Consider the following 23,576-nt stretch of genomic DNA (forward strand, 5'->3'; position numbering starts at 1 on the left):
TGTTAATCCTCTCGGGCAAAAAGTGCCTCTATAAAGTCGCCCGCATTAAACGGTCGTAAATCAGAAATTTGTTCGCCGACGCCAATGTAGCGAATCGGAATGCCGAACTGGTCTGCCACAGAGAAGATTACGCCACCCTTGGCGGTACCATCCAGTTTGGTCAGGGTGATGCCCGTCAGCCCGACCGCTTCGTGGAACAGTTTAGCCTGGCTTATGGCATTCTGACCGGTGCTGGCGTCGAGGGTGAGCATAACCTCATGCGGGGCATCTTCGTCCAGCTTTTTCATAACCCTGACAATTTTCTTCAATTCTTCCATCAGGTGCGATTTATTCTGCAAACGCCCTGCGGTATCGGCAATCAACACATCAATGTTACGCGCCTTCGCCGCCTGAATAGCATCGAAGATAACTGAAGCGGAGTCCGCGCCGGTATGCTGGGCGACAACAGGAATATTGTTGCGCTGGCCCCAAACCTGAAGCTGCTCAACCGCTGCCGCACGGAAAGTATCACCTGCCGCCAGCATCACGGATTTACCCTGCTGCTCGAACTGCCGTGCCAGCTTACCGATGGTGGTGGTTTTACCCACGCCGTTAACGCCAACCATCAGGATAACAAACGGCGTTTTGCCTTCCACGCTAAGCGGCTCGTCCACTTTGGCGAGGATTTCGCTCATCTCTTCTTTCAGCAGACCGTACAGCGCTTCCGCGTCACGAAGCTGCTTACGGCTTGCGCCTTCGGTCAGGTTGGTGATGATTTTCCGGGTTGTCTCAACCCCAACGTCGGCAATGAGTAGCTGCTCTTCCAGCTCTTCAAACAGATCATCATCGATTTTCTTGCCGCGGAACAGACTGATAAATCCGGAACCGAGGTTTTGTTTAGTTTTGACCAGGCTACGCTTCAGGCGGGCGAAGAAGCCCTCTTTGGTCGGCTTTTCCTGCTCTTGCTGCACGGCAACCGGAGCAGTCTCTTCGACAGCCTCTTCTTCCGGCTCTTCATCAACCGTTTCTTCAGCCACGGCTTCATCTTCCACGGCAGCTTCGTGCGCGAACAGCGCCTCGGCTTCAGCCACTTCTTCGTTGACGATTTCGTCCTGCTCGGCCTGCCACTCGTCAGGCTGATCTACATTTTCGGCAATCTCTTCCGGCAACGGCAGCGTTTCGTGCTCCACGGCCGCAACAGGCTGCTCAATGACTTCCGGCTCTGCAACAACAGCCGCAGGTTCAATCACCTCAGGCTCGACAACGGCCTCAGGTTCGACAACGGGTTCTGGCTCGATAACCGCCACAGGCTCTGGTTGAGCCACGATCTCGGGCTCAACGGTCACTTCCGGCTCAGGAATCATTTCCGGCTCGGCCGTCAGCGCTTTCTCTTCCGCTTCTTCTGCAAGCTGGGCGTTAACCTCCACGACCTGCTCAGCAAACTTTTCGGACTCCTCCAGTGAGTGCTCACTAACTAAGTCCTGCTGTTCCTGCTCAACAGCCTGAGGCTGTTGAGATTCATCCTGCGCGGGAGCCTGCTCAGTAACCGGTTGTTCTTCTATTACTTTTTGTTCTGCTTCGACATCCGGCTGCTGCTCTTTCTGGCCAAATCCCAGCCAGGAAAAAAAGCCACGTTTTTTCTCTTTCGCCATTTGCGACTACACTCCTCGCTGTTAATTCATGGCACAGACCCGATTCTGCTTGCCACGGGCATAAAAAATAGTGCGTTAGTCTATCACTTTCCCGGCGCGGCATCACGCCAGTGGATTAAGGTTTCCTGGCCGGGCGTGCGCCGCTAGAATAACCGCAAAATTTAGCATCGCAGTGAGAGCAATGAAGAAACCCCAATCCTCTGGTTCCGGCCAGATTCGCATCATCGGCGGCCAATGGCGCGGCCGAAAACTCCCGGTGCCGGACAGCCCCGGCCTGCGCCCGACGACAGACCGCGTGCGCGAAACGCTTTTCAACTGGCTGGCCCCGTCAATGGTAGATGCCCATTGCCTCGACTGTTTTGCCGGCAGCGGCGCGCTCGGACTGGAGGCGCTCTCCCGCTATGCCGCCAGCGCGACGCTGATTGAAATGGATCGCGCAGTCTCCCAGCAGTTGCAAAAGAACCTCGCAACCTTAAAAGCCAGCAATGGCAAAGTGCTCAACGCCAATACGCTGAATGTGCTCGCGCAGCCCGGCACGCAGCACAACGTCGTCTTTGTCGACCCGCCGTTCCGTAAGGGATTGCTGGATGAAACGCTCAGCCTGCTCGAGGAAAACGGCTGGCTGGCGGATGACGCGCTAATCTATGTAGAAAGTGAAGTGGAAAATGGTCTGCCAGCGGTGCCTGCCAGTTGGGCGCTGCACCGTGAAAAAGTCGCCGGTCAGGTGGCTTATCGCCTGTTTATTCGTGAAGCTCAAGGAACCGCATAATGCCGATTCTGATTAACTTTGGCCGCCTGCTGATGCTTTGCGTCTGGGGCTTTCTGATCTTTAACCTGGTTCACCCTTATCCGCGCCCGCTGAACATTTTCGTTAACGTCGCGCTGATCTTCATGGTGATTATGCACGGCCTGCAGCTGAGCCTGCTGAAAGCCACACAGCCGAAAGATGGGCCGGCGCTTGCCCGCGGTGAACAGATTAAGATTTTCGTTTTTGGCGTGTTTGAGCTGCTGGTCTGGCAGAAAAAGCTGCGTCAGGGCAAGTGAGTCTCTTCGGGGACGAAGCTGACAAAGCGCGTCCCCTTGTAACTCAGCGTACCTTTATCTCCCACCGATACCGCATGGTATTCCGCCGCTTCAACGCGCATTTTCATTTCCATCCCGCCGCTCTGTGGCGCAAACCAAACCTCATAGCGAATCGAGTCTTCCGGCGGAGTGACTTCACGCTGGCGCGAACGTCGGTCGTTGGACGGTTTTTCACGCTTGGTCGCCACCACCACTTTTTTTACGCTCAGCGGCGCCGCGTCGTTTTCGATATTCTGGCGGCGCTGCTGAAAATAGCGAAAGGAGGCGGCTACGACGATGACCACAACGATGGCGATAATGAAAGTTGGGGGCTTGCTCATGGCTTTTTCTCTAATTGTCAGACACTTTTCAGCATAACCCTGGCGCCGCGCCGTTGTCATCTGCGCCGCTTAGCCACTAGACTGAACGGTGTTACGCCAACAATTAAAATAAGGATATGCCATGCTTTGGTCATTTATTGCTGTTGCGTTATCGGCCTGGATTTACATTGATGCTTCCTGGCGCGGCGCCACCTGGCAGCGCTGGCTCTTCAAGCCGCTGACCCTGCTGCTCCTGCTGCTGCTGGCCTGGCAGGCACCGATGTTTGAAGCGGCCGGCTACCTCATTGTGGCGGGTCTTCTGGCAACGCTGGTCGGCGATGCGCTCACGCTACTGCCCACTCAACGTCTGCTTTACGCCGTGGGGGCATTCTTCCTTTCGCATCTGCTGTACACCATCTATTTTGCCAGCCAGATGAGCTTGGCCATTTTCTGGCCGCTACCGCTGGCTCTGCTGATTATTGGCGCACTGCTGGTCGCGACTATCTGGACGCGGCTGGAAGCGCTGCGCGTGCCTATTCTGACGTTTATCGGTATGACGCTGGTGATGGTTTGGCTTGCCGCCGAGCTTTATTTCTTCCGCCCGACGGCCCCGAACTTCTCCGGGTTTGTGGGGGCTAGCCTGCTGCTGCTGGGCAACATTGTCTGGCTGGTCAGCCACTATCGTCACCGCTTCAGAGGCGACAGCGCCATTGCCGCCGCCTGCTACTTTGCCGGGCACTTTATGATTGTTCGCGCCCTGTATATCTGAGGTTAACGCCTGTCTTCCGCCAGGGAGGCAGGTTCCAGCCTGCGGGTTTTGCCGTAGATAATGGTCAACACCGCAGGCACCGTAAACGCCACCGCGATAGCAATCACCTCGTAAATCATCTTCGATTCCGGCCCGCTAAACAGCCCCAGCTCGAACACGTTCAGCACCGGCAGGAAGCTGTAGGTTTTCACGCCCAAGAGGCCGGTAATCCCGCCGCCCAGCGCTGCGCCAATGCAGCCGAAAACAAATAACATGCGGTATTTCAGGTTAACGCCATACAGCGCCGGTTCGGTAATGCCGAAGAAGGCGGAGAGCGAAGCGGAAATCGCAATCTGCTTATCTTTCAGGTTACGGGCAATAAAGATGGCACCAAATACCGCCCCAAACTGCCCCATTACCGCCGACATAAACATCGCCATAATGGTGTCATAGCCGTTGACCTGAATGTTAATTAACGCCAGCGGGATAATGCCCCAGTGCACGCCAAACACCACGAACAGCTGCCCAATCCCCGCTAACAGCGCACCGGAAATCACCGGGCTGAGGTTGTACAGCCACGCATAGCCGTTGGCAATGCCGACGCCAACATAGTCAGCCACCGGGCCAATCACGGTGAACACCACAAAGCCGCTGACGATCAGCGACAAACAAGGCACGAATACCAGCGCGGCGATCTCCGGGATCACCTTTTTCAGCCAGCGTTCGACGTGGCTCAGGAAGAGCACGGCAAAGACCGCCGGGATCACCGCCCCGCCGTAGATTTTCACGTTCAGCGCCAGGCCCATAACGTGGAAGGCCCCGGGCACGCTGGCATCCGTCAGCGGGAAAATCATCGCCGCCGTCAGCGCCAGGGCGCTAAATTTGTTGGCCTTAAAGCGCTCCGCAGCCGTTACCGCGATAAACAGCGGCAGCATGACGAAAACGCCGCTGGAAAGCGCATTGAACACGGTGAACACATACGAATGGGTATCCACCAGATTCATTGTTTGCAGCAACACCACAATCCCTTTCACCACCCCCACGCCCGCCAGCACGCCGATGTAAGGCGTGAAAATAGCGGAAAGCGTGGCCAGCAGGCGATTAATCATCGAGCCCTGCGGCGCAGAGGCCTCTTCTGAGGACGGTTCCCCCATCTGCGCCGTGATAGCCAGAAAGACTTTTTCAACTTTAGGCCCAATAACAATCTGGAATTGCCCTGGGTTTTCAACCAGTTTGACTACCTCTGGCAACTTATAAAGCTCATCTTTATTAATCTTACTTTTATCTTTGATAGTAAAACGCAAACGGGTTGCGCAGTGGGTAAGATGCTCTATATTTTCTGCCTCGCCGACATGCTGAATTATCTGTCGGGCAAGTTGACTGAAGGTAGCCATAATCATTCCTCAGTAGCAAGGTAGGGACGTTATTATTGTGTAGGGAATACTGTGCCTCAGGCGTAATCGCCTGGCTTCGTTTTACTTTTTACGGACACGCCAAAATCGGTAAAGATCCGCTGCGGCAGATTATTGCCCTTTGCCTCGGCAATATGGTGAGCCAATATCTGGAAAGGGATAACCATGATCAGCGGGGCAATAAACTCATCAATATTGACTTTCACCGCCAGCGTGCGCGGATCGTTGTCCTCACCTAATTTGATGGTGTACACGTAATCGGTATATTTTTGCTCATAGGCTTTCAGCAGTAATAAACGCTCGCGAGCCACGCCCGGCGTATCAATAAAGAACATCCGGTGGCTGCCATTCACTTCGAAATAAGGCCCGTGCATAAACGCTTCGAGCTCAACGCCCTGGGATGGCACGCGAATCGTCTCGGCAAACTTGGTTTCCATCTCTTTGATCACGCCGACGCTCGGCCCGTAGCCAATTGAGGTGAAGCGCGGGGAAGCGGCCAGTTCGGCCTGCCATTGGGTGAAGAAAGCTTCGGTGTCGGCAATCACGCCCGGAATCGATTTCACCGCAACGTCCAGCTTATGCAGCTCAGCCGCTTCCTGTTCAGCGTCGATCTTCCCGCTGCGGCGAGCGACAAACACGCCCAGCAGCATAAATTTCAGGATCGTAGCAACGTACCCTTTGGTGACGTAGCCGACGCGTTCCTCGCCGATCTCGATATCAATCACATGGTCCACGGCGCGGGCAAGCTCGCTCCCGGCTTTGCTGGTGATGCCCACCGTTTTGACCGGGTGAGTCTGGCGAATATGCTGAATCGCGTTGAGGGTCGAGGTGCTTTCCCCGCTCTGGGAAACGCCTATCACCAAATCCGTGGTATCACTGAATTTTTCGTAATGCTGAAAGTGGAACGGCTCTTCGACGGTGACACGAACGTCCGCCAGTTTTTCCACGTAGTACTTCGCGCTTTTGATCGCGTTAATGCTGGAGCCCGTGGCCAGCACCAGCCACTCTTTCTTCCCACCGAGCACCGGAAGATCGGACGGATAGCGAGACAGCATGGCGCTTAATGTCGCCTGCTCTTCATGGATGTAGGTCATCATTGTCGGTTTCATCGGCTCTCCTGTAATCAAAACCTGAAAACGTTTTCAGGTTTTAGGCTAGAGGAGTCTGACGAGGCTTGTCAACGCCAGATCGCGCAACTGTTAGCGAGATCAAAAAATAATGTGAAGGGGAGAAACGGGCGGATGCCTGAAAAAGAGATCCGCCGCTGAAAACTAACAGGATTCGCCGTTCAATAGCGTAAGAGGTATTTTTTCGACTGCGATACCGGCAGCATTTTCATTCAAAATAGCCATTAACTTTGTCATGACCGCTTTGCCAATCAAAGCATTCTGGTGGTCAACGGTGGCAATGCGGGGAATAAAATACTCGCTGCCAGGGAAATATTCACAGCTCACTATGGCGATATTATCTGGCACAGACAGATTGTGATCCTTTAGCGCACGGATCGCGCCTTTGGCAACATGATCGTTAATTGCCACAATGGCATCCGGCAAGCTTGTATTCGTTGAAATCAGCGTTTCAATTGCCTCATAGCCATGCTGTAAATAAAAGTTATTCAGCACAATAAAACTATTTTCTACCGGCAATTTCGCAGCTTCCAGCTCGGCCCGAAATACCGCCTCGCGCTCGCGAGTAATATATACATTCTTTGACCCGCCGATAAAACCAATGCGCCGGTAACCTTTCTCAATCAGGTGACGAGTGGCTAAGCGCACACATCCCGCCTGATCGCGTTCAACGCAGGCATATTCCACGCCCGGCAGGTTACGCCCCACGACCACGACCGGCACGGTGGCGATCAGCTTTTTCAGTTCCTGCAGATAAGTCGCGGCAATGTCGTTGTAGTCGATATTACCGCCGAGAATGATCACGCCGTCTATCTGGCTGTCGGTAATGGAATTAAAAATATGCTCTTCGGGCACCACCGGTGCTTCGCGGGAGGTTCTGTTTGCCGATTGCGTGTCGTACAGCGTGACCTTGTAGCCCAACCGCAGACTTTCGTGCTCAATTTGCGCCACCAGCATCACAAAGTAGGGGTTACTGATATCGGAAACGACAATCGCCAGCGTCTGGGTTTTCTTGGAAATCATCCCCCGCGCCAGCAGATTCGGGCTGAAGTTATGCTCCTGAATCACTTTTTCAACCCGGCTACGCGTTTTGTCCGCCACCCAGCTGTTATTGTTCAGCACTCGGGAGACCGTGGCGATAGACACCTGCGCCAGCTCCGCAATATCCTTGATTGTCAGTGGTTTTTTCATCGATTCATTCTCATCCCGACCTGCGGATAATACTAGGGGAAGCGCCGTGGGGAAGCAAAGGCCAATCCTGAAAACTGCCGCCGGCCAGCCAGAAATATCCGGCGGTAAAAAAGACGCTTGACTCTGGAGTCAACTCCAGAGAGTAACATCGGTAATGAGAAAATTATCATTACCGGAGGGCGCCATGCTCAACACACCTCAAGACGGCAAAAAGCCACCACAGTTTGCGTTTGCCAAACTAAGCCCGCTGCAGGCGGAAGGCCCCTCCTGCTGCGCCGATGACGCCTGCTCTGCACAAAAACCAGAGCCAGAAATTGCCGACAACGGCAGCCGCTACAGCTGGCACGTCGCGGGAATGGACTGCGCGGCCTGCGCACGCAAAGTGGAAAATGCGGTGAAACAGGTGAGCGATGTGCAGCAAGTTCAGGTGGTGTTTTCTACCGAAAAACTGCTGGTCAGCGCCTCAAGAGACATTCGCGACGACGTAGAAAAAGCGGTCAAGGCCGCAGGCTACACGCTGAACGACGCCAGCGCCCCGAAGCAGGAAAAAAGCAGCAGCCTGCAAGAGAACCTGCCGCTGATCCTGCTCATCGTCCTGATGGTGATCAGCTGGGGGCTCGAGCAATTCAACCATCCGCTCGGCAACCTGGCGTTTATCGCCACCACGCTGGTTGGCCTGTGGCCGATCGCGCGCCAGGCCGTGCGCCTGATTCGCAGCGGCAATTGGTTCGCCATTGAAACGCTGATGAGCGTCGCCGCAATCGGCGCGCTGTTTATCGGCGCCACCGCCGAGGCGGCGATGGTTCTGCTGCTGTTCCTCATCGGCGAACGCCTCGAATCCTATGCCGCCAGCCGAGCACGCCGCGGGGTAAGCGCCTTGATGGCGCTAAAGCCGGACGTCGCTATTCGCCTCCGGGACGGCGAGCGCGAAACCGTCGCGCAGGCCGATCTTCGCCCAGGCGACGTGATTGAAGTTGCCGCCGGAGGCAGACTGCCCGCCGACGGCCGCCTGCTCAGCGGTTTTGCCAGCTTTGACGAAAGTGCCCTAACCGGGGAATCCGTGCCGGTAGAGCGCCAGCAGGGCGAAAAAGTCGCCGCAGGCAGCACCAGCGTAGATCGCCTTGTTCAGCTGGAGGTCATTTCCGAGCCCGGCGACAGCGCCATCGACCGCATTTTGCGGCTGATTGAAGAAGCCGAGGAGCGCCGTGCGCCTATCGAACGCTTTATCGATCGTTTTAGCCGGATTTACACACCGATCATCATGCTGCTCGCGCTGCTGACCGCCGTCATCCCGCCACTGTTCTTCGGCCAGGGCTGGGAACCGTGGATCTATAAAGGCCTGACGCTGCTGCTGATCGGCTGCCCATGCGCGCTGGTTATCTCCACGCCTGCGGCCATTACTTCAGGTCTTGCCGCGGCGGCTCGTCGAGGCGCGTTGATTAAAGGCGGGGCCGCGCTGGAACGTCTCGGTCAAATCCAGCAGGTCGCGTTCGACAAAACCGGTACCCTGACGGCAGGTAAACCTCAGGTTACGGCCATAGCGGTGGAAGAAGGAACAGAAGAAGACCAGCTTCTGTCGCTCGCCGCAGCGGTAGAACAAGGCTCCACCCACCCACTGGCGCAGGCCATTGTCAACGCGGCGCAACAGCGCAACTTGCCTCCTGTCGCCGCAGAAAATCACCGCGCTCTCGCCGGGGTTGGCGTAGAAGCCAGCATTCAGGGCGAAACGCTGCTGCTCAGTTCACCGTCCAAACTTGACGGCCAGACACTCAGCGAAACCTGGCAAAGACGGATCGCGAAGCAGGAAGAAGAGGGCCAGACGGTGATCGTGGTGCTGCGTGCGGGGCAACTGCTGGGCACCATCGCTATGCGCGATACGCTGCGCAGCGATGCCCGCGAAGCGGTTACGGCACTCCACCAGCTCGGGATTCAGGGCGTAATGCTGACCGGGGATAACCCACGCGCGGCGGCGGCAATCGCCCGCGAGCTTGGCATTGATTACCGCGCCAGCCTGCTGCCGGCAGACAAAGTGGCAGCGGTGAATAAACTCAATGCCACCGCGCCGCTGGCAATGGTCGGCGACGGCATCAACGATGCCCCGGCGATGAAAGCGGCGACCATCGGCATCGCGATGGGCAGCGGCACCGACGTCGCGCTGGAAACGGCAGATGCCGCGCTAACCCACAACCGTCTGATCGAACTGGCAGGTATGGTACGGCTCGCGAGAGCCACCCATAACAACATTCGCCAGAACGTGACGATTGCGCTGGGGCTGAAGGGGATTTTCCTGGTCACCACCCTGCTCGGCCTGACCGGCCTGTGGCTGGCGGTGCTGGCAGACTCAGGCGCTACCGCGCTGGTCACGGCGAACGCCATTCGCCTGCTGCGGAAGAAATAGTTTTCGAGGCAGCTTCCGGTTTTTTACTCCGCAAGCAGGGGCAAGGATGCCCCTGTGTAAAAATGAATCCCCGCCCATAAGTTGACTGATTGGCAACTTATGGGCATATTAATTGCCAATCAGTCAACTTCAGGATGAAGTGATGCACCTGATTACGCTTAAGGCGCTTGTGGAAGCCGGTCAAAAATTTCCCAGACATAAGCAGGAACTGCAAATCCTTGGCAAAGTGCTGGAAAAAGGCTTCTTCCCAACACCGGACTCACTTTAGCGGATTTATCCCACGCTGGATAACTTTAAATATCTCGATAAACATTACGTCATCAACATAGCCGGAAATGAACTCAGGCTGATTGCACTTATCTTTTTTACCAGCCAGAAGTTCTACATCCGCCACGTCATGACGCACAGCGAATACATGCGATTTACTGAAAAACACCGGGGAAAGAAGCGATGATTGCGGATGCACTGAAGGCCGCCGAAGCTTTAAAAACAGCGGTTCCGCTACTGGCAGGCAGCACCTGCGAAAAAGATTATCTGGCTGCGCTGGAGCTGGTCGAATATCTGCTCATCAATGATCCAGAAAGTCCGCTGGTTGAGATTCTCAGTAGTAAGATCCAGGCCTGGGAAAACGCGCAGCCTGACGTGCAGGCGTTCCGCGAGGAAATGCAGGCCATACCTGCCGGGATAGCCATACTGAAAACCCTGATGGAGCATCACCATCTAAAACAGAGCGATTTTCAACAAGAGATTGGCAGCAAGTCGATGGTCTCCCGCATTCTCAGCGGTGAACGCCAGCTAACCACCGATCACATCCGCAAACTGTCCCGGCGATTTGGCATATCACCCGCCCTCTTTTTCTGAGCAGCGGATTAGCCTGGTGAGGGGATTAATGACTCTTACGCAGCAAATAGCGGTAAGGCAGCGCGTCGGTTTCGCTGGCGACCAGCTCGTGCTCCATAAAGCGGCAAAAACCGGGGATATCGCGCGTGGTGGCCGGGTCATCGGCTATCACCAGCAGCGTTTCACCAACGGGCATATTGCGCACGGTTTTGCGCACCATCATCACCGGCTCCGGGCAGCGCAGGCCAAGAGCATCCAGCGTGTGGTCAGGGGTTGCGAACAAATCAGTCATATCACTCTCAGGTCGTCAAAAACCGCGCTAGTTTACGCCGGGTAAAATCTGGCGCAAGCCGCGTGAACGATTGCGTTAAAATTAACCATTGCATTGAGAAACTAAAGCAGTATCATCCCCGCGCTTTACATTTTTGACTGGGTTCCCTCACCCCACTACTAAAAAGGCTACAACATGATGCAGTTCAGCACTCGCCAGCGCACTAATGCGCTGTTTTGGCTATCGCTTTTTCATTTGCTGGTGATCACCTCCAGCAACTATCTGGTTCAGCTTCCGGTCTCCGTCTTTGGGTTTCATACCACCTGGGGCGCCTTCAGCTTCCCGTTTATCTTCCTCGCGACCGACCTCACGGTGCGTATTTTCGGCGCTCCGCTGGCGCGGCGGATTATTTTCGCGGTGATGATCCCGGCGCTGGTGATTTCCTACGGCATCTCCTCGCTGTTTTACATGGGAAGCTGGCAGGGCTTTGAAGCGCTAACCCACTTCAACCTGTTTGTTGCCCGTATCGCGGTTGCCAGCTTCATGGCTTACGCGCTCGGCCAGATTCTGGACGTGCACGTCTTTAACCGCCTGCGCCAGAATCACTGCTGGTGGCTGGCCCCAACGGTGTCCACGCTGTTCGGTAACGTGAGCGATACGCTGTCGTTCTTCTTTATCGCCTTCTGGCGCAGCCCGGACGCCTTTATGGCCCAGCACTGGGTAGAAATCGCCGTGGTCGATTACTGCTTCAAAGTGCTTATTAGCCTGATTTTCTTCCTGCCGATGTACGGCGTTCTGCTGAATATGCTGTTGAAACGCCTCGCAGATAAATCTGAAATCTCCGCGCTGCAGCCTGGTTAAACGCGGGCTGAATATCTTGTGTTAAGATGCAGGGATTGGCCTTTTGGCTTGCTAACGGAAAGGAAGAACGCGATGCGCAAACTGGTAAAATATGTCGGTATTGGCCTGCTGGTAGTGGGTCTTGCCGCCTGTGATAATAACGACAGCAAAACCGCCACCACCGGCGCGCCGGAAGCCAGCAGCGCCAGCGGTCAGCCAGTTGAACTGCTGGACGGCAAGCTGAGCTTTGCCCTGCCAGCGGACATGAGCGATCAGAGCGGCAAGGTGGGCACCCAGTCCAACAACATGCACGTTTATTCTGACGCAACAGGCCAGAAAGCGGTGATCGTGATTGTCAGCGACAACCCGACGAGCGACCTTGCCACGCTGGCAAAAGGCCTGGAAGAGCAGCAGCGCGCACGCGACCCGCAGCTTCAGGTGGTAACCAACAAATCCATCGAGATTAAAGGCCACACCCTGCAGCAGCTGGACAGCGTGATCTCCGCCAAAGGACAGACCGCGTACTCTTCCATCATCATTGGCAAAGTGGACGATAAACTGCTGACCATGCAAATCACGCTGCCTGCGGATAACCAGCAGCTGGCGCAGACCAACGCGGAAAACATCATCAACACCATCGTCATCAAGTAATCGCCGCGCGATACATCAATGGCTCCGCCTCCGCGGGGCCATTTTTTTCCTTCATTTTCAGACAGACTGCCGCCGTCGCCCTGCCAGGAAGTACTACACTAAAAGCACATTTTCCCGATCGGACGTCTGCATGACAGCCCCACAACCTGATAAGACCGGCCTGCATATATTACTCAAACTCGCGGCCCTGGTGATTATTCTCGCCGGTATTCACGCCGCAGCCGACATCATCGTTCAGCTATTGCTGGCGGTATTTTTCGCCATTGTTCTCAACCCGCTGGTGACCTGGTTTATGCGCCGCGGCCTCAGCCGCCCGTTCGCGATTGCCATCGTGGTGCTGGTCATGCTGGTGATGCTCACTTTGCTGGTTGGCGTGCTGGCAACGTCGATGAATGACTTCATGGAACAAATGCCGCAGTTCAACAAACTGCTGACGCAGAAAGTGCGTGAAATCGAGCACGCGATGCCGTTTTTGCACCTGCCGCTGTCGCCGGAACGCCTGCTGCAAAAGCTGGACTCCGACAAGCTGATGACCTTTGCCACAACGCTGATGACCGGGCTTTCCGGGGCGATGGCCAGCGTGCTTCTACTGGCGATGACGGTGATTTTTATGCTGTTTGAGGTGCGCCATGTACCTTATAAACTCCGTTTTGCGCTGGCAAACCCTAAGCTGCATATCGCCGGCATGCACCGAGCGCTGAAAGGCGTCACCCACTATCTGGCGCTGAAGACCTTTATCAGTTTACTGACCGGCATCGTTATCTGGCTGGGGCTAAAGCTGCTGGGCGTGCAGTTTGCGCTGATGTGGGGCGTGCTGGGCTTCTTGCTCAACTACATTCCCAATATTGGGTCGGTGATCTCCGCCGTGCCGCCGATGATTCAGGCTCTGCTGCTCAACGGTACCTATGAGATGCTGATGGTCGGGGCGCTGTTCCTGGTGGTGCACATGGTACTGGGGAATATTCTGGAGCCCCGCATGATGGGGCGTGGGCTGGGGATGTCGACTTTCGTCGTATTTCTCTCCCTGCTCTTCTGGGGCTGGCTGCTCGGCCCGGTGGGCATGTTGCTCTCGGTGCCGCTCACCAGCGTTTGTAAAATCCTCATGGAATCTACCCAGGGCGGGGCGAAACTGGCGATTCTGCTGGGTCCCGGCAGGCCGAAAAAACGCCTGCCGGGCTAACGCTTATTTCAGGTTTTCTGGAAAGTCCGCCGGCAGCTCGCTGGCGGCACAGGCAATCACCGCTTCGTTATTCTCGCCGCAGTCGCGAACAAACGTGATGGTGGCAAATTCATCAATAGCTTCCGTTGGATAAGCCGGGCCAGCCTCGCGGAACGCTTCCATTTTCGCAATATGCTCGTTCTGGAAACACACCGTTTTCTCCGGGTTATTAATCACCCAGCGCGGGAAGAAAATCGTCCCGTGGAACAGCTTATCGCCGAGATTCACAATCAGGCTGACGTCCGTACCCGTAGGTTCAGTCCAGGAAATTTTGTACACGCTGCTTGCCACACGCACAATGTGCGCATCCTGATTTTTCACCCAGCGATTGGCCACAATGCCGCTGTGGATCCGGTAATCCAGGGTAGTTGCATTTTTTACATAAATTTCGTAGTTCCAACCATTATCGTAGGTATAAACCAGATGTTTGCCGACGAACTCGCTTAAATCGTGTTTATCAAAGTGACTCATGATGGCGCTCCTCTGTGGGGTTAAGCGCATCTTAGACCTTCACATTTTCGATGAATAATGCTACTTTTGTATCAAATTCATCCATTTTTTAGATGATATGCATAAAACAACCCTTGAGCAGTGGGCACTTCTGGAGTTGGTCATTGAGCTGGGCAGCTTCGCCAAAGCGGCAGAAGCCACTTTCCGCAGCCAGTCCTCCGTCAGCTATAACCTTGCATTACTTCAGGAGCGGCTTGGCGTTAGCTTGCTGAAGCCAGAAGGGCGTAAGGCGGTACTGACGCCTGAAGGGGAACTTTTGCTGGCGCAGGTTCGCCCGCTGCTGAAAAGCTTTCACTACGTTGAAAGCCGCGCTGCTACGTTAAAAAACGGCATCCGCACCCGCATAGACTTAGTGGTGGACTGCATATTCCCGCGCGCCCGCCTGTTCGCCATCCTCCATCAGTTTCAGCGATTACATGCCAGCACGCAGGTTCATCTGACGGAGATTCTGGAAACCGACACAGCCGATCTGGCAGAAGCGGATGTCATGGTGCTAACCCGCCGTCAGGATCTTACGGGCCGCGGGCAGTGGCTCAGAAACGTTGATTTTGTGGCCGTGGCGCACCGCGATCACCCCCTGCATCAGCTTCCCGCCCCCTTAGAAGAGGCGGACCTGGCGAACTATCCGCTGATCCGCCTTGCCGGGCAAAACAGCAGCGAATCCTCGCCCACGGCAGACTGGACGTTTTCCACGCTTGATGCCGCGTGCGAAGCCGTGACCTGGCAGGTTGGCTACGGCTGGCTGCCTGAAGAACGGATTGCTCCGCAGATTGAAAACGGCACGCTTAAACCGCTCCCGCTCAGTCACGGGGCAAGGCGTGCCACGCCCCTGCATTTGATCGTGAAAAAGGATTTAGCCCCACTGGACGAGCCAATCACCACGCTGCTCACCCTCTTTCAACAGCCCGAATGTTAAGTCTGACGACGCTTTGCGAGGCTGCTTAACATCGCCTCGCCGATGGCCACTTCACCCTTTGCCATTAGTCCCTGCGCGGCCCCGGCCTGATCCTCAGACTTCTTGTTCTGGCCGAGCTTGGTCTTGCCGACCAGCGAAGCCAGAGGGATTTCAATCCCGACAATCGCTTTAAGCATTGAGCCGATAAACTCAGGAGGCGCATCGCTTACCTGCCACGGGAGGTTCATCTGCGCTTCCTGCTGCCGGGTCAGGCTGGTTATCTGCCGCAGGACAAAATCCGCATCGTCCCGCACCGCAATCCTCCCCCGCGCCTGCACGGTCTGGTAGTTCCAGGTCGGCACCTCTTTGTGATGCTCCTGCTTGCCCGGATACCAGCTCGGGGAGATATAACCTTGTGCACCACGGAACACCACCAGCACATCCTGCTCGGGCTGAAGGCCGCGCCACAACGGGTTCGCACGGGCAATGTGCGCGCGGAGCGCGCCGAACTCCCCCTCATCAGGGCAAAGCTCAAAGGGAATATCAAACGCTTCCAGCACACCTTCGATTTGTACAACCAGCAGGCCCAGGGGATTGGCCTGAATCAGCCGCTGCAGCACAGCGATATCGGGCTCCTGAAAAGGGCGAGGAATATACATGGGCAGACCTTCATTTGCGGTAATTTTGCCCAGCTTATGTTCGAAGTGGTTTATGATAAAGAACCAGATTACAGCTATATGACCGAGCCACAACTCATGTCACGTAAAGCCCGAGCCGTAGATATCCCCGCCATTGGCGAGCTTGACCGCCGCAGCGGGCAGCTTAGTTTGCAGCTAGCCAAAGCGCTGAAAAACGCCATTCACAAAGGCGAACTGAAGAGCGGCGACCTGCTGCCCTCCACCCGCGTCTTGTCGGGCGCCCTTAACGTGGCGCGCGGCACCGTGCTGGAGGCGTTCGAGCAGCTGGTTGCGGAAGGGTTTCTGGAGTCGAAACACGGCTCCGGCACCCGCGTGGCCTACGCCCCGGAAAGCCCGCAGCCCGAACCGGCGGCTCGTACAGCAGCAGCCATCCCGCTGTCTGCCCAGGCTCAGGCTTTTGCCAGAGTAGGCGAGCAGCTTAAAACGCTGGCGCCGAAGCCGTTTGCCGTTTCCGTTCCGGTTGGCGACACGGCCCCGGACGACGTGTGGCGCAGGCTAGGCAACCGCATTCGGGCGCGGGGTGCCGGTGCCCCGTCGGGCTATGCCGATCCGCAAGGCGTTCTGGTTCTGCGCGAGGCTATCTGTGAATACGTCAGAAAGTCGCGCTCGGTTCGTTGCACCCCTGAGCAGGTCATCATCACCTCCGGCAACCAGCACGGCCTGTATCTGACCCTGCAAATCCTGCTGGAGGCAGGCGATGCCGTCTGGATGGAAGAGCCGGGCTACCCAGGTGCGACCTCGCTGTTTGAGACGATGTTCCGCGACCGTAGCATGGTCAGAGTCGCCGTGGACGACGAAGGGCTGGACGTTGAGCTGGGGAAAAAGCTGGCCCCCAACGCCCGCGCTGCGTTTGTCACGCCCTCGCACCAGTACCCGCTGGGCATGCCGCTCAGCATGTCGCGCCGCGCCGCATTGCTGGAATGGGCGCAGGCCAACCAGGCCTGGATCATTGAAGACGACTACGACAGCGAGATGCGCTACGCGGGCCACCCTTTCCCGGCGCTTCAGGGCCTGGGGCCGGAGAACGTTATCTACCTCGGCACCTTCAGCAAAATCCTCTTCCCGTCGCTGCGTCTCGGCTACGCCGTAGTGCCCAAGCAGCTGGTTTCCGCCTTCTGCGGGGCACGCATTCTGATGGACAGGCAGCCGCCAGGGGCAGACCAGCATGTGCTGGCGAGCTTTATTTCAGAGGGGCACCTCGACCGCCACCTGCGCAAAATGCGCGGTGTTTATGCCGAAAAACGCCGCGTGTTAATGGCGGCGGTAGAACAATACATTTCCCCGGACGTGGCCTGGCTTCAGCCCTGCGACCAGGGCATGCACATGGTGCTTTGGCTGCGCCAGGGCCTGGACGACCATCAGGTTGTGGAGCGGGCAATGCAGGCCGGAATCGCCGTTCGTGCGGTGTCGCACATGTTTACCCCAGAAAAACAGAAGTCCGGCATTCTGCTGGGCCTCGGTGGTTACAGCGACGAAGAGATCGTTCGCGCCGTGCAGCGTCTGGATGAAGTGCTATGCTCAAGTGCATCCCTGATTACGCCATAAACCTGGCAGGAGCCTGATTATGCTGACCTATTTAGAAAAAGATGAACCTGAAGAAAGCGCCACCCCCGCCAATGCCTCAGGACTGATGCAGCAAAAAATGCTGGATTCCCGCTCGATTATTATCTCCGGCGAAATCACTCAGGCGATCACCAAAGAGGTGGTTGCCCAGCTTTTGCTGCTGCAAAGCATCAACGACAAACCCATCAAGCTGTACCTCAACAGCCAGGGCGGCCACGTTGAGGCGGCGGACACCATTCATGACGTGATCAAATTCATCAAGCCGGAAGTCCATATCATCGGCACCGGCTGGGTTGCCAGCGCCGGGATCACCATCTTCCTCGCGGCGGACAAAAAGCACCGCTATTCGCTGCCAAATACGCGCTTTATGATCCACCAGCCGCTGGGCGGCGTGCGCGGCCAGGCCACGGACATTGAGATCGAAGCCAGAGAGATCATCCGCATGCACGATCGCGTGAACAAGATGATCTCAGAAGCCACCGGTCAGCCGCTGGAGAAGGTGAAGCAGGACACCGACCGTAACTACTGGATGTCGCCGAAAGAAGCTATCGACTACGGGATTGTCGGCAAAGTCATTACCAGCTTCTCCGAGTTGAATATCGACTAACCTCTGAGAAACCGCCTTCCCCGGCGGTTTTTCTTTTTAGCGGGAAAAGCGTTTAGCGCCGAACACGCAAACCAGCACGCCAAGCATCACGGCAATCATCGATGTATGTACTTCTTCATGAAGCAGCAATCCGGCAAGCAACAGACCAAAAAAGGGCTGTAACAATTGCAGTTGCCCGACGGCGGCAATCCCGCCCAGCGCCAGGCCGCGATACCAGAAAATAAACCCTATCCACATGCTGAACAGCGACACGTAGCCCAGCGCGAGCCATGCCTGAGCGCTGATAGCGTCTCCCGCCGACGGAACGGTAAAAGCAGTAGCCGCGGCACTAAGCGGCAGAGAAATTACCAATGCCCACGAAATCACCTGCCAGTCGCCCAACCGCCGGGTCAGCACCGCACCTTCAGCATAACCCAGCCCACACAGCGCAATGGCGCCCAGCATTAGCGCATCGCCCTGCCAGCTGCTTGCTGTCCCGTGGCTCAAAGCAAAACCTGCCACCAGCGCAGCACCCGCCAGAGAAAACAGCCAGAAAGCCGCTTGTGGCCTTTCTCCTCCACGCAACACGCCAAAACAGGCGGTCGCCAGCGGCAGCAGGCCGATGTAGACCAGCGAGTGTGCCGAGGTTGTGTGCTGCAGTGCTAAAGCCGTCAGCAGCGGGAAACCCAGCACCACGCCGACGGCCACCAGGCAAAGCGGCAGCCAGTCTCCCCGCTGCGGTCGCGGCTGCCGCAAAATCAGCAGCGTGCCGGCCGCCAGCAGCGCCGCAAGAGTGGCTCGTATCGCCGTCAGAAAAAGAGGATCAAGCTCCAGCACCGCAACGCGCGTGGCCGGCAGCGAGCCGCTAAAAATAAGCATCCCCAAAAAGCCGCTGATCCAGCCTCGGGTTTGCGGGTGAGCAGTCGGCTGACTGAGCGGCAACGCGCTTCTATTTTGCATGGTGGCTCCAGATACTCAGATTGGCTTCCTATTCTGCGCAAAGCCGCCACGACAGACAGATCCACAATGAACAAGAATCACCAGGCCAGCAAAAAAACCACCCACCAAAGAAGAAAATCTATCTTGCCAGTCAAGATTAAGTCATTTGTTAACCCTCACGCTGATTCACATAATGCGCCAACACGGAGAGGCAAGCGGCAGCCTTTTTCTTCTTCGCTCTGCCGCTTTTTTCTCCCTCATCTCCGCTCGTGCAACGGCATGAGCCACACAACAAGAGGCAGTGAACCACGGCTTATTTGCAAATCACCCTTGATATCAGCGCGCAGAATCGCGCCGCAGCCGCGGGCGTTTACCAGCAGTACAAAACGGCCTTCCTGACCACCATCGACGGTGCAGTCTCCAAGGAACTGCTGATCCGCGAGCAGGACGTCCAGGTACTGCACGGCTTTAACACCGCCGCCCAGGCCGAAGCCTATCTGGGTTCTGACCTGTTCACCCGCGACGTAGTTGAAGCCCTGAAACCGTTCCTGAACGCCGCCCCGGAAGTCCGCATTTATAGCGTCGCCTGAAATTAACTGAAGAGGTTTGTATGTTGCTGAACTGGAATGAACATCGCGAAGAATTACTGGGTGTGGTGGGCGATTACGCGAAGCTGCAGCCGGAGTTTATGAAAGGGCTGATGAAGATGGACGCGGGTGCTTCCGCCATGGGCCACCTGGATGCCAAAACCCACGAGCTGATTGCGCTGGCGGTGGCGATCACCACCCGCTGCGACGGCTGCCTGTCGGTACACGTTAAATCCGCCGCAAAACACGGCGCAACCCGGGAAGAGATTGCCGAAGCGCTGGCGGTCGCCATTTCGCTGAACACCGGGGCGGCGCTGACCTACACCGCTCACGCCCTGGACGCGTTCGACGCGTTGCCAAAAGCCTGAGCCTAAGCGGCATCCTTCCTGAGGGTGCCGTTTTTTTCACCGGAGAATGCAAATGACCTACAAAGCGATGCAGGCCAGCGGCAACGGTAGCCTGGAACTTGTCGAGCGCCTCGTACCAGAACCTGGCGCAGGCGAAGTGCTGATAAAAATAGAAGCCTGCGGCATCTGTGGCGCTGACGGCGGCGTTATCGACGGCACGGAAAAGAGCGTGGCTTACCCGCGCGTGCCGGGGCATGAAGTTGTCGGCACGCTGCTGAAACTTGGCAGTGGCGTACCTTCTGGCCTGCATGTTGGGCAGCGGGTTGGCGTGGGCAGGCTTGGCGGGCACTGCAATGAATGCGATGCCTGCCGCCGCGGCGAGTTCACGCTTTGCAGCCACCAGCCGGTCGTCGGCAGCTCGCAGGACGGCGGCTATGCCGAAATGATGCTGGCGAAGGCGACCGGCCTTGTAGCAATCCCGGATGCGCTAAGCGCAGTCGACGCCGCGCCGCTGCTTTGCGCCAGAATAGCCACCTTTAACGCGGTACGTAAATCAGGTGCTCAGCCGGGAGACAGCATCGTAGTCCTCGGCATTGGCGGCCTGGGCCACCTTGCCGTGCAGTATGCCGCTAAAATGGGGTTTCGGGTTATCGCCATCGGGCGTGGAAGCGATAAACCACCAGCTGCGCTGGCGCTGGGTGCCCGCGATTATCTCGACAGCAGCCTGGATAATCCTGCCGAAGCGCTGAGAAAACTCGGCGGTGTAAAGGCGATCGTCACCACGGTCACGGACAACGCTATAGCGTCCTCTCTGCTGCCAGCCCTGCAGCCCAAAGGCAAGCTAATGGTGCTCGGGGTCGGCCAGCAGCCGCTCGCGCTTTCTCCGGGTATGCTGGTTGGCCGGGAGCTGTCAATCGAAGGCTCGCTGACCGGCACCCCGTATGAAACCGAAAGCGCTCTGCGTTTTAGCCTGCTGAACAACGTGCAGCCGATGACGGAAATATTCCCGCTTGCACAGGCCAACGAAGCGTGGCAAAAAATGAAGTCCGGCAAGGCACGATTCCGCATAGTGCTGACGATGTAGAGCCCGGCGGCCGTTTTTAATTTAAAAATTTTCTGCCTGATTTTCAGTCTCGCGTGACCTCTCTGAAGCAGTACTTCTTGTGACTCACCTTCAGGGATACATCATGACGATAAAAAATAACGGAAAGGCTACGGCCATTTCCGACGCGAGCCAACCTGCACAGCTCCCTCGCGCCCCGCTTGCGTCCGGCATCGCCTTATCCGGCCTGCTGGCGCTGGCAACTGGTTTACCGACATTATCCTGGGCGGCAGAAGCCTCCTCAGCCGCCAGCCAGGCATTTTCCGTGCCTGCCGGGCCTTTGAGCGGCGCCCTGCAAACGCTGGCGAATGACGCCAACGTGCTGCTGGTCTTCACCCCGGATCAGACGTCAAACAAAACGACTTCAGGCCTCAAAGGGACTTATTCCGTACAAAGCGCGTTTGATCATCTGCTGACGGGCAGCGGCCTGAAAGCCGTGCGCGACGGCAATAGCTATCGGCTTGTTTCTCTTCCGGCAGCCTCTGGCGAGAACGCGCCGATTATCGTGCCAGAGCTTTCCGTGCTCAGCGGCCTGGATGACAGCGTCGTGGCCGGGCGCTCAACGCTGAAAAAAGAGAATATCGAGCGCATTCAGGCTGATAACGTCGCCGCCCTGCTGGATAAGCTGCCGGGTGTCTCTTCCGCAGGTTCACCGCGCCCGGGCGGGCAAAGCCTGAATATCTGGGGCATGGGCGGCATGGAGGACATCAAAGTGACGCTGGACGGCGCGCCCAAAGGGTTTGAGAAGTACCGCCAGGGGTCGGTGTTTATCGAACCAGAGCTAATCAAACAAATCGACGTCGATAAGGGTCCGTTTAACCTCGCCAACGGCAACGGCGGCTTTGGCGGCAGCATCAAAATCGTCACCAAAGACGCGGCCGACCTCTTACAGCCCGGCGAAAACTTTGGCGGCATGCTGAAGTACGGTTTCCACACCAACGACAACCAGAATATCTACAGCGGCGCGCTGTATGGCAGAACGTCAGAAGGCTTTGCCGACGGGATGCTCTACGCCAGCAAACGCGATGGCGGCAATATTACCCGTCCGGACGGCACGCATTTCGACTATTCCGCTAACCGCCAGGGGACCTGGCTTGCCAAAACCAATCTCTACCTGACCGACGCGCAGACGCTGACGCTTTCGGCCATGCATTCCGAATCCACCGGCTGGCAGCCCTTCGCCGCCAAGCGGGACGAAATTGCCGCCCCGAGTCAGGCGGATGTCGACAAATACGGGTTAGACGAGGCCTGGCGCAGGAAGCTGGTGTACCGCAACCAGACCGACGAAAACTACTCCGTGAAGTGGAACCTGGCCCCGGCGGACAAGCCCTGGCTGGATCTGACGCTGAACTACGCTTACTCCAAAACCAAACAGCATGATACCCGCCCCGACTCCGCCGGAGCGTCCAGCTTCCTGGGCTCGCTCGGCAATGAGAGCTGGGTGGATTACAAAGACAACCTGGTGGAGATCAGCAACAAGAGCCGCTTCAGCACCGGGCCGGTGGATCACCTGCTGGAAATCGGCGCAAGCTGGCATAAAAACCAACGCGATGCGCTGATGTACTACCCAGGCTACAAGAAAAATGCCGCCTACAACTACGGCTACTTCCAGCCGTACTACATGCCCGCCGGGGAACAGCAAACGCGCGGCCTGTATCTGCAGGACAGCATGACGCTCGGCAGCGTCACCGTAACGCCGGGCGTGCGCTACGACAGCGTCACCAATACCGGTGAGCCAAACATCGCCTCAATGTACAACAGCAGTAATCCTAAAGTCGGCCACGACTACAGCAGCAAAAGTTATCACGGCTTTACGCCTGCGCTTGGGCTGGTCTGGAAAGCCACGCCGAATGTGTCGCTGTTTGCCGATGTGACCCGCACGTGGCGAGCGCCGACCATTGATGAGCAGTACACCGTGCAGTACGCGCTGTCTAACGTGTCCGGCACCAGCCGCGACCTGAAAGTGGAAACCATTAACAGCGTTCGCGGCGGGATGATCCTGAACTTCAATAATTTGCTGGCGGACGACGACAGCGTACAGATTCGTACCACGCTATTCCGCAACCGCGGCAAAGATGAAATCTTCTACCGTCGCGGCGTGCTGTGTGAGGCGCAGTCGGTGAAAAGTGGCGCGAACTGCGGTTCTCCGCTGTCGAACTATCGTAACCTGCCGGGCTACACCATCCAGGGCCTGGAGATTGAATCATTTTACGACAGCCGCCGCATCTTTGGCAGCTTCTCCTTCTCCACCATTCGTGGGCAGCGTGACGCTTCTCCGCGCGACCCGTGGGGCAACCAAACCTGGATCGCAGAAATTCCGCCGGTCACCGCCCACACCACGCTGGGCGTAAAAGCCCCGGAGTGGAACATGACCTTTGGCTGGACCATGGACATGGTGCGTAAACAGGATCGCTCCCCGCAGGATGGCGACCCGTTAGCGGGCATCTGGGCGCTGCCAAAAACCAGCGGCTACGCGCTGCAGGGCCTGTTTGCGTCCTGGCAGCCGGAGCAGGTGAAAGGCATGGAAGCCCGCATTGCCGTCGACAACCTGTTTAACACCGACTACTACCCGTACTTGGGTGAATCCGTGTCCGGTATCGGTCGCAACGTTAAGCTGACCATTTCGCAGAAATTCTAGT

The 23,576-nt window shown here is 56.8% G+C and carries 24 protein-coding genes and 1 pseudogene; 16 read left to right on the forward strand and 9 right to left on the reverse strand.

Annotated features, from left to right (window positions below; translation table 11 throughout):
- Positions 1–2: 2 nt before the first annotated feature.
- Entirely contained in the window at positions 3–1,631 is a 1,629-nt protein-coding gene (gene ftsY, locus WFK85_RS08870; RefSeq protein ID WP_336706515.1) for a signal recognition particle-docking protein FtsY, read from the reverse strand.
- A 181-nt stretch (positions 1,632–1,812) separates the two neighbouring features.
- Here ftsY and rsmD point away from each other — a divergent pair, with 181 nt between their 5' ends.
- Positions 1,813–2,400, forward strand: a complete 588-nt coding sequence (rsmD, locus tag WFK85_RS08875; protein ID WP_336706517.1) for a 16S rRNA (guanine(966)-N(2))-methyltransferase — start codon at positions 1,813–1,815, stop codon at positions 2,398–2,400.
- Positions 2,401–2,405: 5 nt separating this feature from the next.
- Positions 2,406–2,675 carry a DUF1145 family protein gene (locus WFK85_RS08880; RefSeq protein ID WP_096754169.1) on the forward strand — a complete coding sequence of 90 codons (270 nt, stop codon included), beginning with the start codon at positions 2,406–2,408 and terminating at the stop codon, positions 2,673–2,675.
- Here WFK85_RS08880 and WFK85_RS08885 read toward each other — a convergent pair.
- A complete protein-coding gene (locus WFK85_RS08885) occupies positions 2,663–3,034 on the reverse strand; it encodes a DUF2500 family protein (protein ID WP_166994700.1) in 372 nt (123 codons plus the stop codon). The genes WFK85_RS08880 and WFK85_RS08885 overlap by 13 nt on opposite strands.
- A gap of 121 nt (positions 3,035–3,155) precedes the next feature.
- On the opposite strand from WFK85_RS08885, the gene WFK85_RS08890 reads away from it, so the two are divergent.
- Positions 3,156–3,782, forward strand: a complete 627-nt coding sequence (locus WFK85_RS08890) for a lysoplasmalogenase (RefSeq protein WP_008458586.1) — start codon at positions 3,156–3,158, stop codon at positions 3,780–3,782.
- Between the two features lie 2 nt (positions 3,783–3,784).
- Here the strand turns inward: WFK85_RS08890 and WFK85_RS08895 are convergent, their stop codons facing one another.
- The 3 genes from WFK85_RS08895 to WFK85_RS08905 all read right to left on the reverse strand — a co-directional run bounded on the left by WFK85_RS08895 (position 3,785) and on the right by WFK85_RS08905 (position 7,491).
- The gene (locus WFK85_RS08895; protein WP_286180307.1) at positions 3,785–5,155 is read right to left on the reverse strand and encodes a PTS transporter subunit EIIC; all 1,371 of its coding nucleotides are present in this window, start codon (positions 5,153–5,155) and stop codon (positions 3,785–3,787) included.
- A 56-nt stretch (positions 5,156–5,211) separates the two neighbouring features.
- On the reverse strand, positions 5,212–6,282 hold the full coding sequence (locus tag WFK85_RS08900) for an SIS domain-containing protein (RefSeq protein ID WP_336706521.1): 1,071 nt from the start codon (positions 6,280–6,282) through the stop codon (positions 5,212–5,214).
- Between the two features lie 162 nt (positions 6,283–6,444).
- Positions 6,445–7,491, reverse strand: a complete 1,047-nt coding sequence (locus WFK85_RS08905) for a LacI family DNA-binding transcriptional regulator (RefSeq protein ID WP_336706523.1) — start codon at positions 7,489–7,491, stop codon at positions 6,445–6,447.
- Positions 7,492–7,675: 184 nt separating this feature from the next.
- On the opposite strand from WFK85_RS08905, the gene zntA reads away from it, so the two are divergent.
- From zntA to WFK85_RS08920, 3 genes and pseudogenes are all read left to right on the forward strand, one after another.
- Positions 7,676–9,889: a Zn(II)/Cd(II)/Pb(II) translocating P-type ATPase ZntA gene (gene zntA / locus WFK85_RS08910; RefSeq protein ID WP_336706525.1), complete on the forward strand. Its 2,214-nt coding sequence runs from the start codon at positions 7,676–7,678 to the stop codon at positions 9,887–9,889.
- Positions 9,890–10,031: 142 nt separating this feature from the next.
- Positions 10,032–10,343, forward strand: a pseudogene (locus WFK85_RS08915) (type II toxin-antitoxin system HigB family toxin).
- Positions 10,340–10,750: a helix-turn-helix domain-containing protein gene (locus WFK85_RS08920; protein WP_008458601.1), complete on the forward strand. Its 411-nt coding sequence runs from the start codon at positions 10,340–10,342 to the stop codon at positions 10,748–10,750. Before WFK85_RS08915 ends, WFK85_RS08920 begins: the two are co-directional and overlap by 4 nt.
- A 25-nt stretch (positions 10,751–10,775) precedes the next feature.
- Here the strand turns inward: WFK85_RS08920 and tusA are convergent, their stop codons facing one another.
- Positions 10,776–11,021, reverse strand: a complete 246-nt coding sequence (tusA, locus tag WFK85_RS08925; RefSeq protein WP_008458604.1) for a sulfurtransferase TusA — start codon at positions 11,019–11,021, stop codon at positions 10,776–10,778.
- Between the two features lie 174 nt (positions 11,022–11,195).
- Here tusA and WFK85_RS08930 point away from each other — a divergent pair, with 174 nt between their 5' ends.
- The 3 genes from WFK85_RS08930 (at position 11,196) to WFK85_RS08940 (ending at position 13,671) form a co-directional block, all read left to right on the forward strand.
- On the forward strand, positions 11,196–11,861 hold the full coding sequence (locus WFK85_RS08930) for a 7-cyano-7-deazaguanine/7-aminomethyl-7-deazaguanine transporter (RefSeq protein WP_166878553.1): 666 nt from the start codon (positions 11,196–11,198) through the stop codon (positions 11,859–11,861).
- A 72-nt stretch (positions 11,862–11,933) separates the two neighbouring features.
- A complete protein-coding gene (locus tag WFK85_RS08935; protein WP_008458608.1) occupies positions 11,934–12,491 on the forward strand; it encodes a DcrB family lipoprotein in 558 nt (185 codons plus the stop codon).
- A gap of 130 nt (positions 12,492–12,621) precedes the next feature.
- Positions 12,622–13,671, forward strand: a complete 1,050-nt coding sequence (locus tag WFK85_RS08940) for an AI-2E family transporter (protein ID WP_336706527.1) — start codon at positions 12,622–12,624, stop codon at positions 13,669–13,671.
- A 3-nt stretch (positions 13,672–13,674) separates the two neighbouring features.
- Here the strand turns inward: WFK85_RS08940 and WFK85_RS08945 are convergent, their stop codons facing one another.
- On the reverse strand, positions 13,675–14,181 hold the full coding sequence (locus WFK85_RS08945) for a phenolic acid decarboxylase (protein WP_336706529.1): 507 nt from the start codon (positions 14,179–14,181) through the stop codon (positions 13,675–13,677).
- A gap of 97 nt (positions 14,182–14,278) precedes the next feature.
- Between WFK85_RS08945 and WFK85_RS08950 the strand changes: the two genes are divergently transcribed.
- Positions 14,279–15,136 carry a LysR family transcriptional regulator gene (locus tag WFK85_RS08950; protein WP_336706531.1) on the forward strand — a complete coding sequence of 286 codons (858 nt, stop codon included), beginning with the start codon at positions 14,279–14,281 and terminating at the stop codon, positions 15,134–15,136.
- Here WFK85_RS08950 and WFK85_RS08955 read toward each other — a convergent pair.
- On the reverse strand, positions 15,133–15,774 hold the full coding sequence (locus WFK85_RS08955) for an FMN-binding negative transcriptional regulator (RefSeq protein ID WP_336706533.1): 642 nt from the start codon (positions 15,772–15,774) through the stop codon (positions 15,133–15,135). The genes WFK85_RS08950 and WFK85_RS08955 overlap by 4 nt on opposite strands.
- A gap of 96 nt (positions 15,775–15,870) precedes the next feature.
- Here WFK85_RS08955 and pdxR point away from each other — a divergent pair, with 96 nt between their 5' ends.
- Both pdxR and WFK85_RS08965 read left to right on the forward strand, forming a co-directional pair.
- Positions 15,871–17,358: a MocR-like pyridoxine biosynthesis transcription factor PdxR gene (gene pdxR / locus WFK85_RS08960; RefSeq protein ID WP_166994717.1), complete on the forward strand. Its 1,488-nt coding sequence runs from the start codon at positions 15,871–15,873 to the stop codon at positions 17,356–17,358.
- Positions 17,359–17,377: 19 nt separating this feature from the next.
- Positions 17,378–17,983 carry an ATP-dependent Clp protease proteolytic subunit gene (locus tag WFK85_RS08965; RefSeq protein ID WP_008458618.1) on the forward strand — a complete coding sequence of 202 codons (606 nt, stop codon included), beginning with the start codon at positions 17,378–17,380 and terminating at the stop codon, positions 17,981–17,983.
- Positions 17,984–18,019: 36 nt separating this feature from the next.
- Here WFK85_RS08965 and WFK85_RS08970 read toward each other — a convergent pair whose 3' ends face one another.
- Positions 18,020–18,922, reverse strand: coding sequence for a DMT family transporter (locus tag WFK85_RS08970; protein WP_008458619.1), 903 nt, complete (start codon positions 18,920–18,922; stop codon positions 18,020–18,022).
- 296 nt (positions 18,923–19,218) lie between these two features.
- Here WFK85_RS08970 and WFK85_RS08975 point away from each other — a divergent pair, with 296 nt between their 5' ends.
- The 4 genes from WFK85_RS08975 (at position 19,219) to WFK85_RS08990 (ending at position 23,575) form a co-directional block, all read left to right on the forward strand.
- Positions 19,219–19,491, forward strand: a complete 273-nt coding sequence (locus tag WFK85_RS08975) for a hypothetical protein (RefSeq protein ID WP_336706537.1) — start codon at positions 19,219–19,221, stop codon at positions 19,489–19,491.
- A gap of 20 nt (positions 19,492–19,511) precedes the next feature.
- Entirely contained in the window at positions 19,512–19,856 is a 345-nt protein-coding gene (locus tag WFK85_RS08980; RefSeq protein WP_166994719.1) for a carboxymuconolactone decarboxylase family protein, read from the forward strand.
- 46 nt (positions 19,857–19,902) lie between these two features.
- Positions 19,903–20,919, forward strand: coding sequence for an alcohol dehydrogenase (locus WFK85_RS08985; protein WP_336706539.1), 1,017 nt, complete (start codon positions 19,903–19,905; stop codon positions 20,917–20,919).
- Between the two features lie 103 nt (positions 20,920–21,022).
- Positions 21,023–23,575 (forward strand): TonB-dependent receptor, encoded by a 2,553-nt coding sequence (locus WFK85_RS08990; protein WP_008458628.1) that lies wholly within the window; start codon positions 21,023–21,025, stop codon positions 23,573–23,575.
- Position 23,576 lies beyond the last annotated feature (1 nt).

The organism is Cedecea sp. VD22, assembly GCF_037150195.1.
Lineage (GTDB): Bacteria > Pseudomonadota > Gammaproteobacteria > Enterobacterales > Enterobacteriaceae > Cedecea.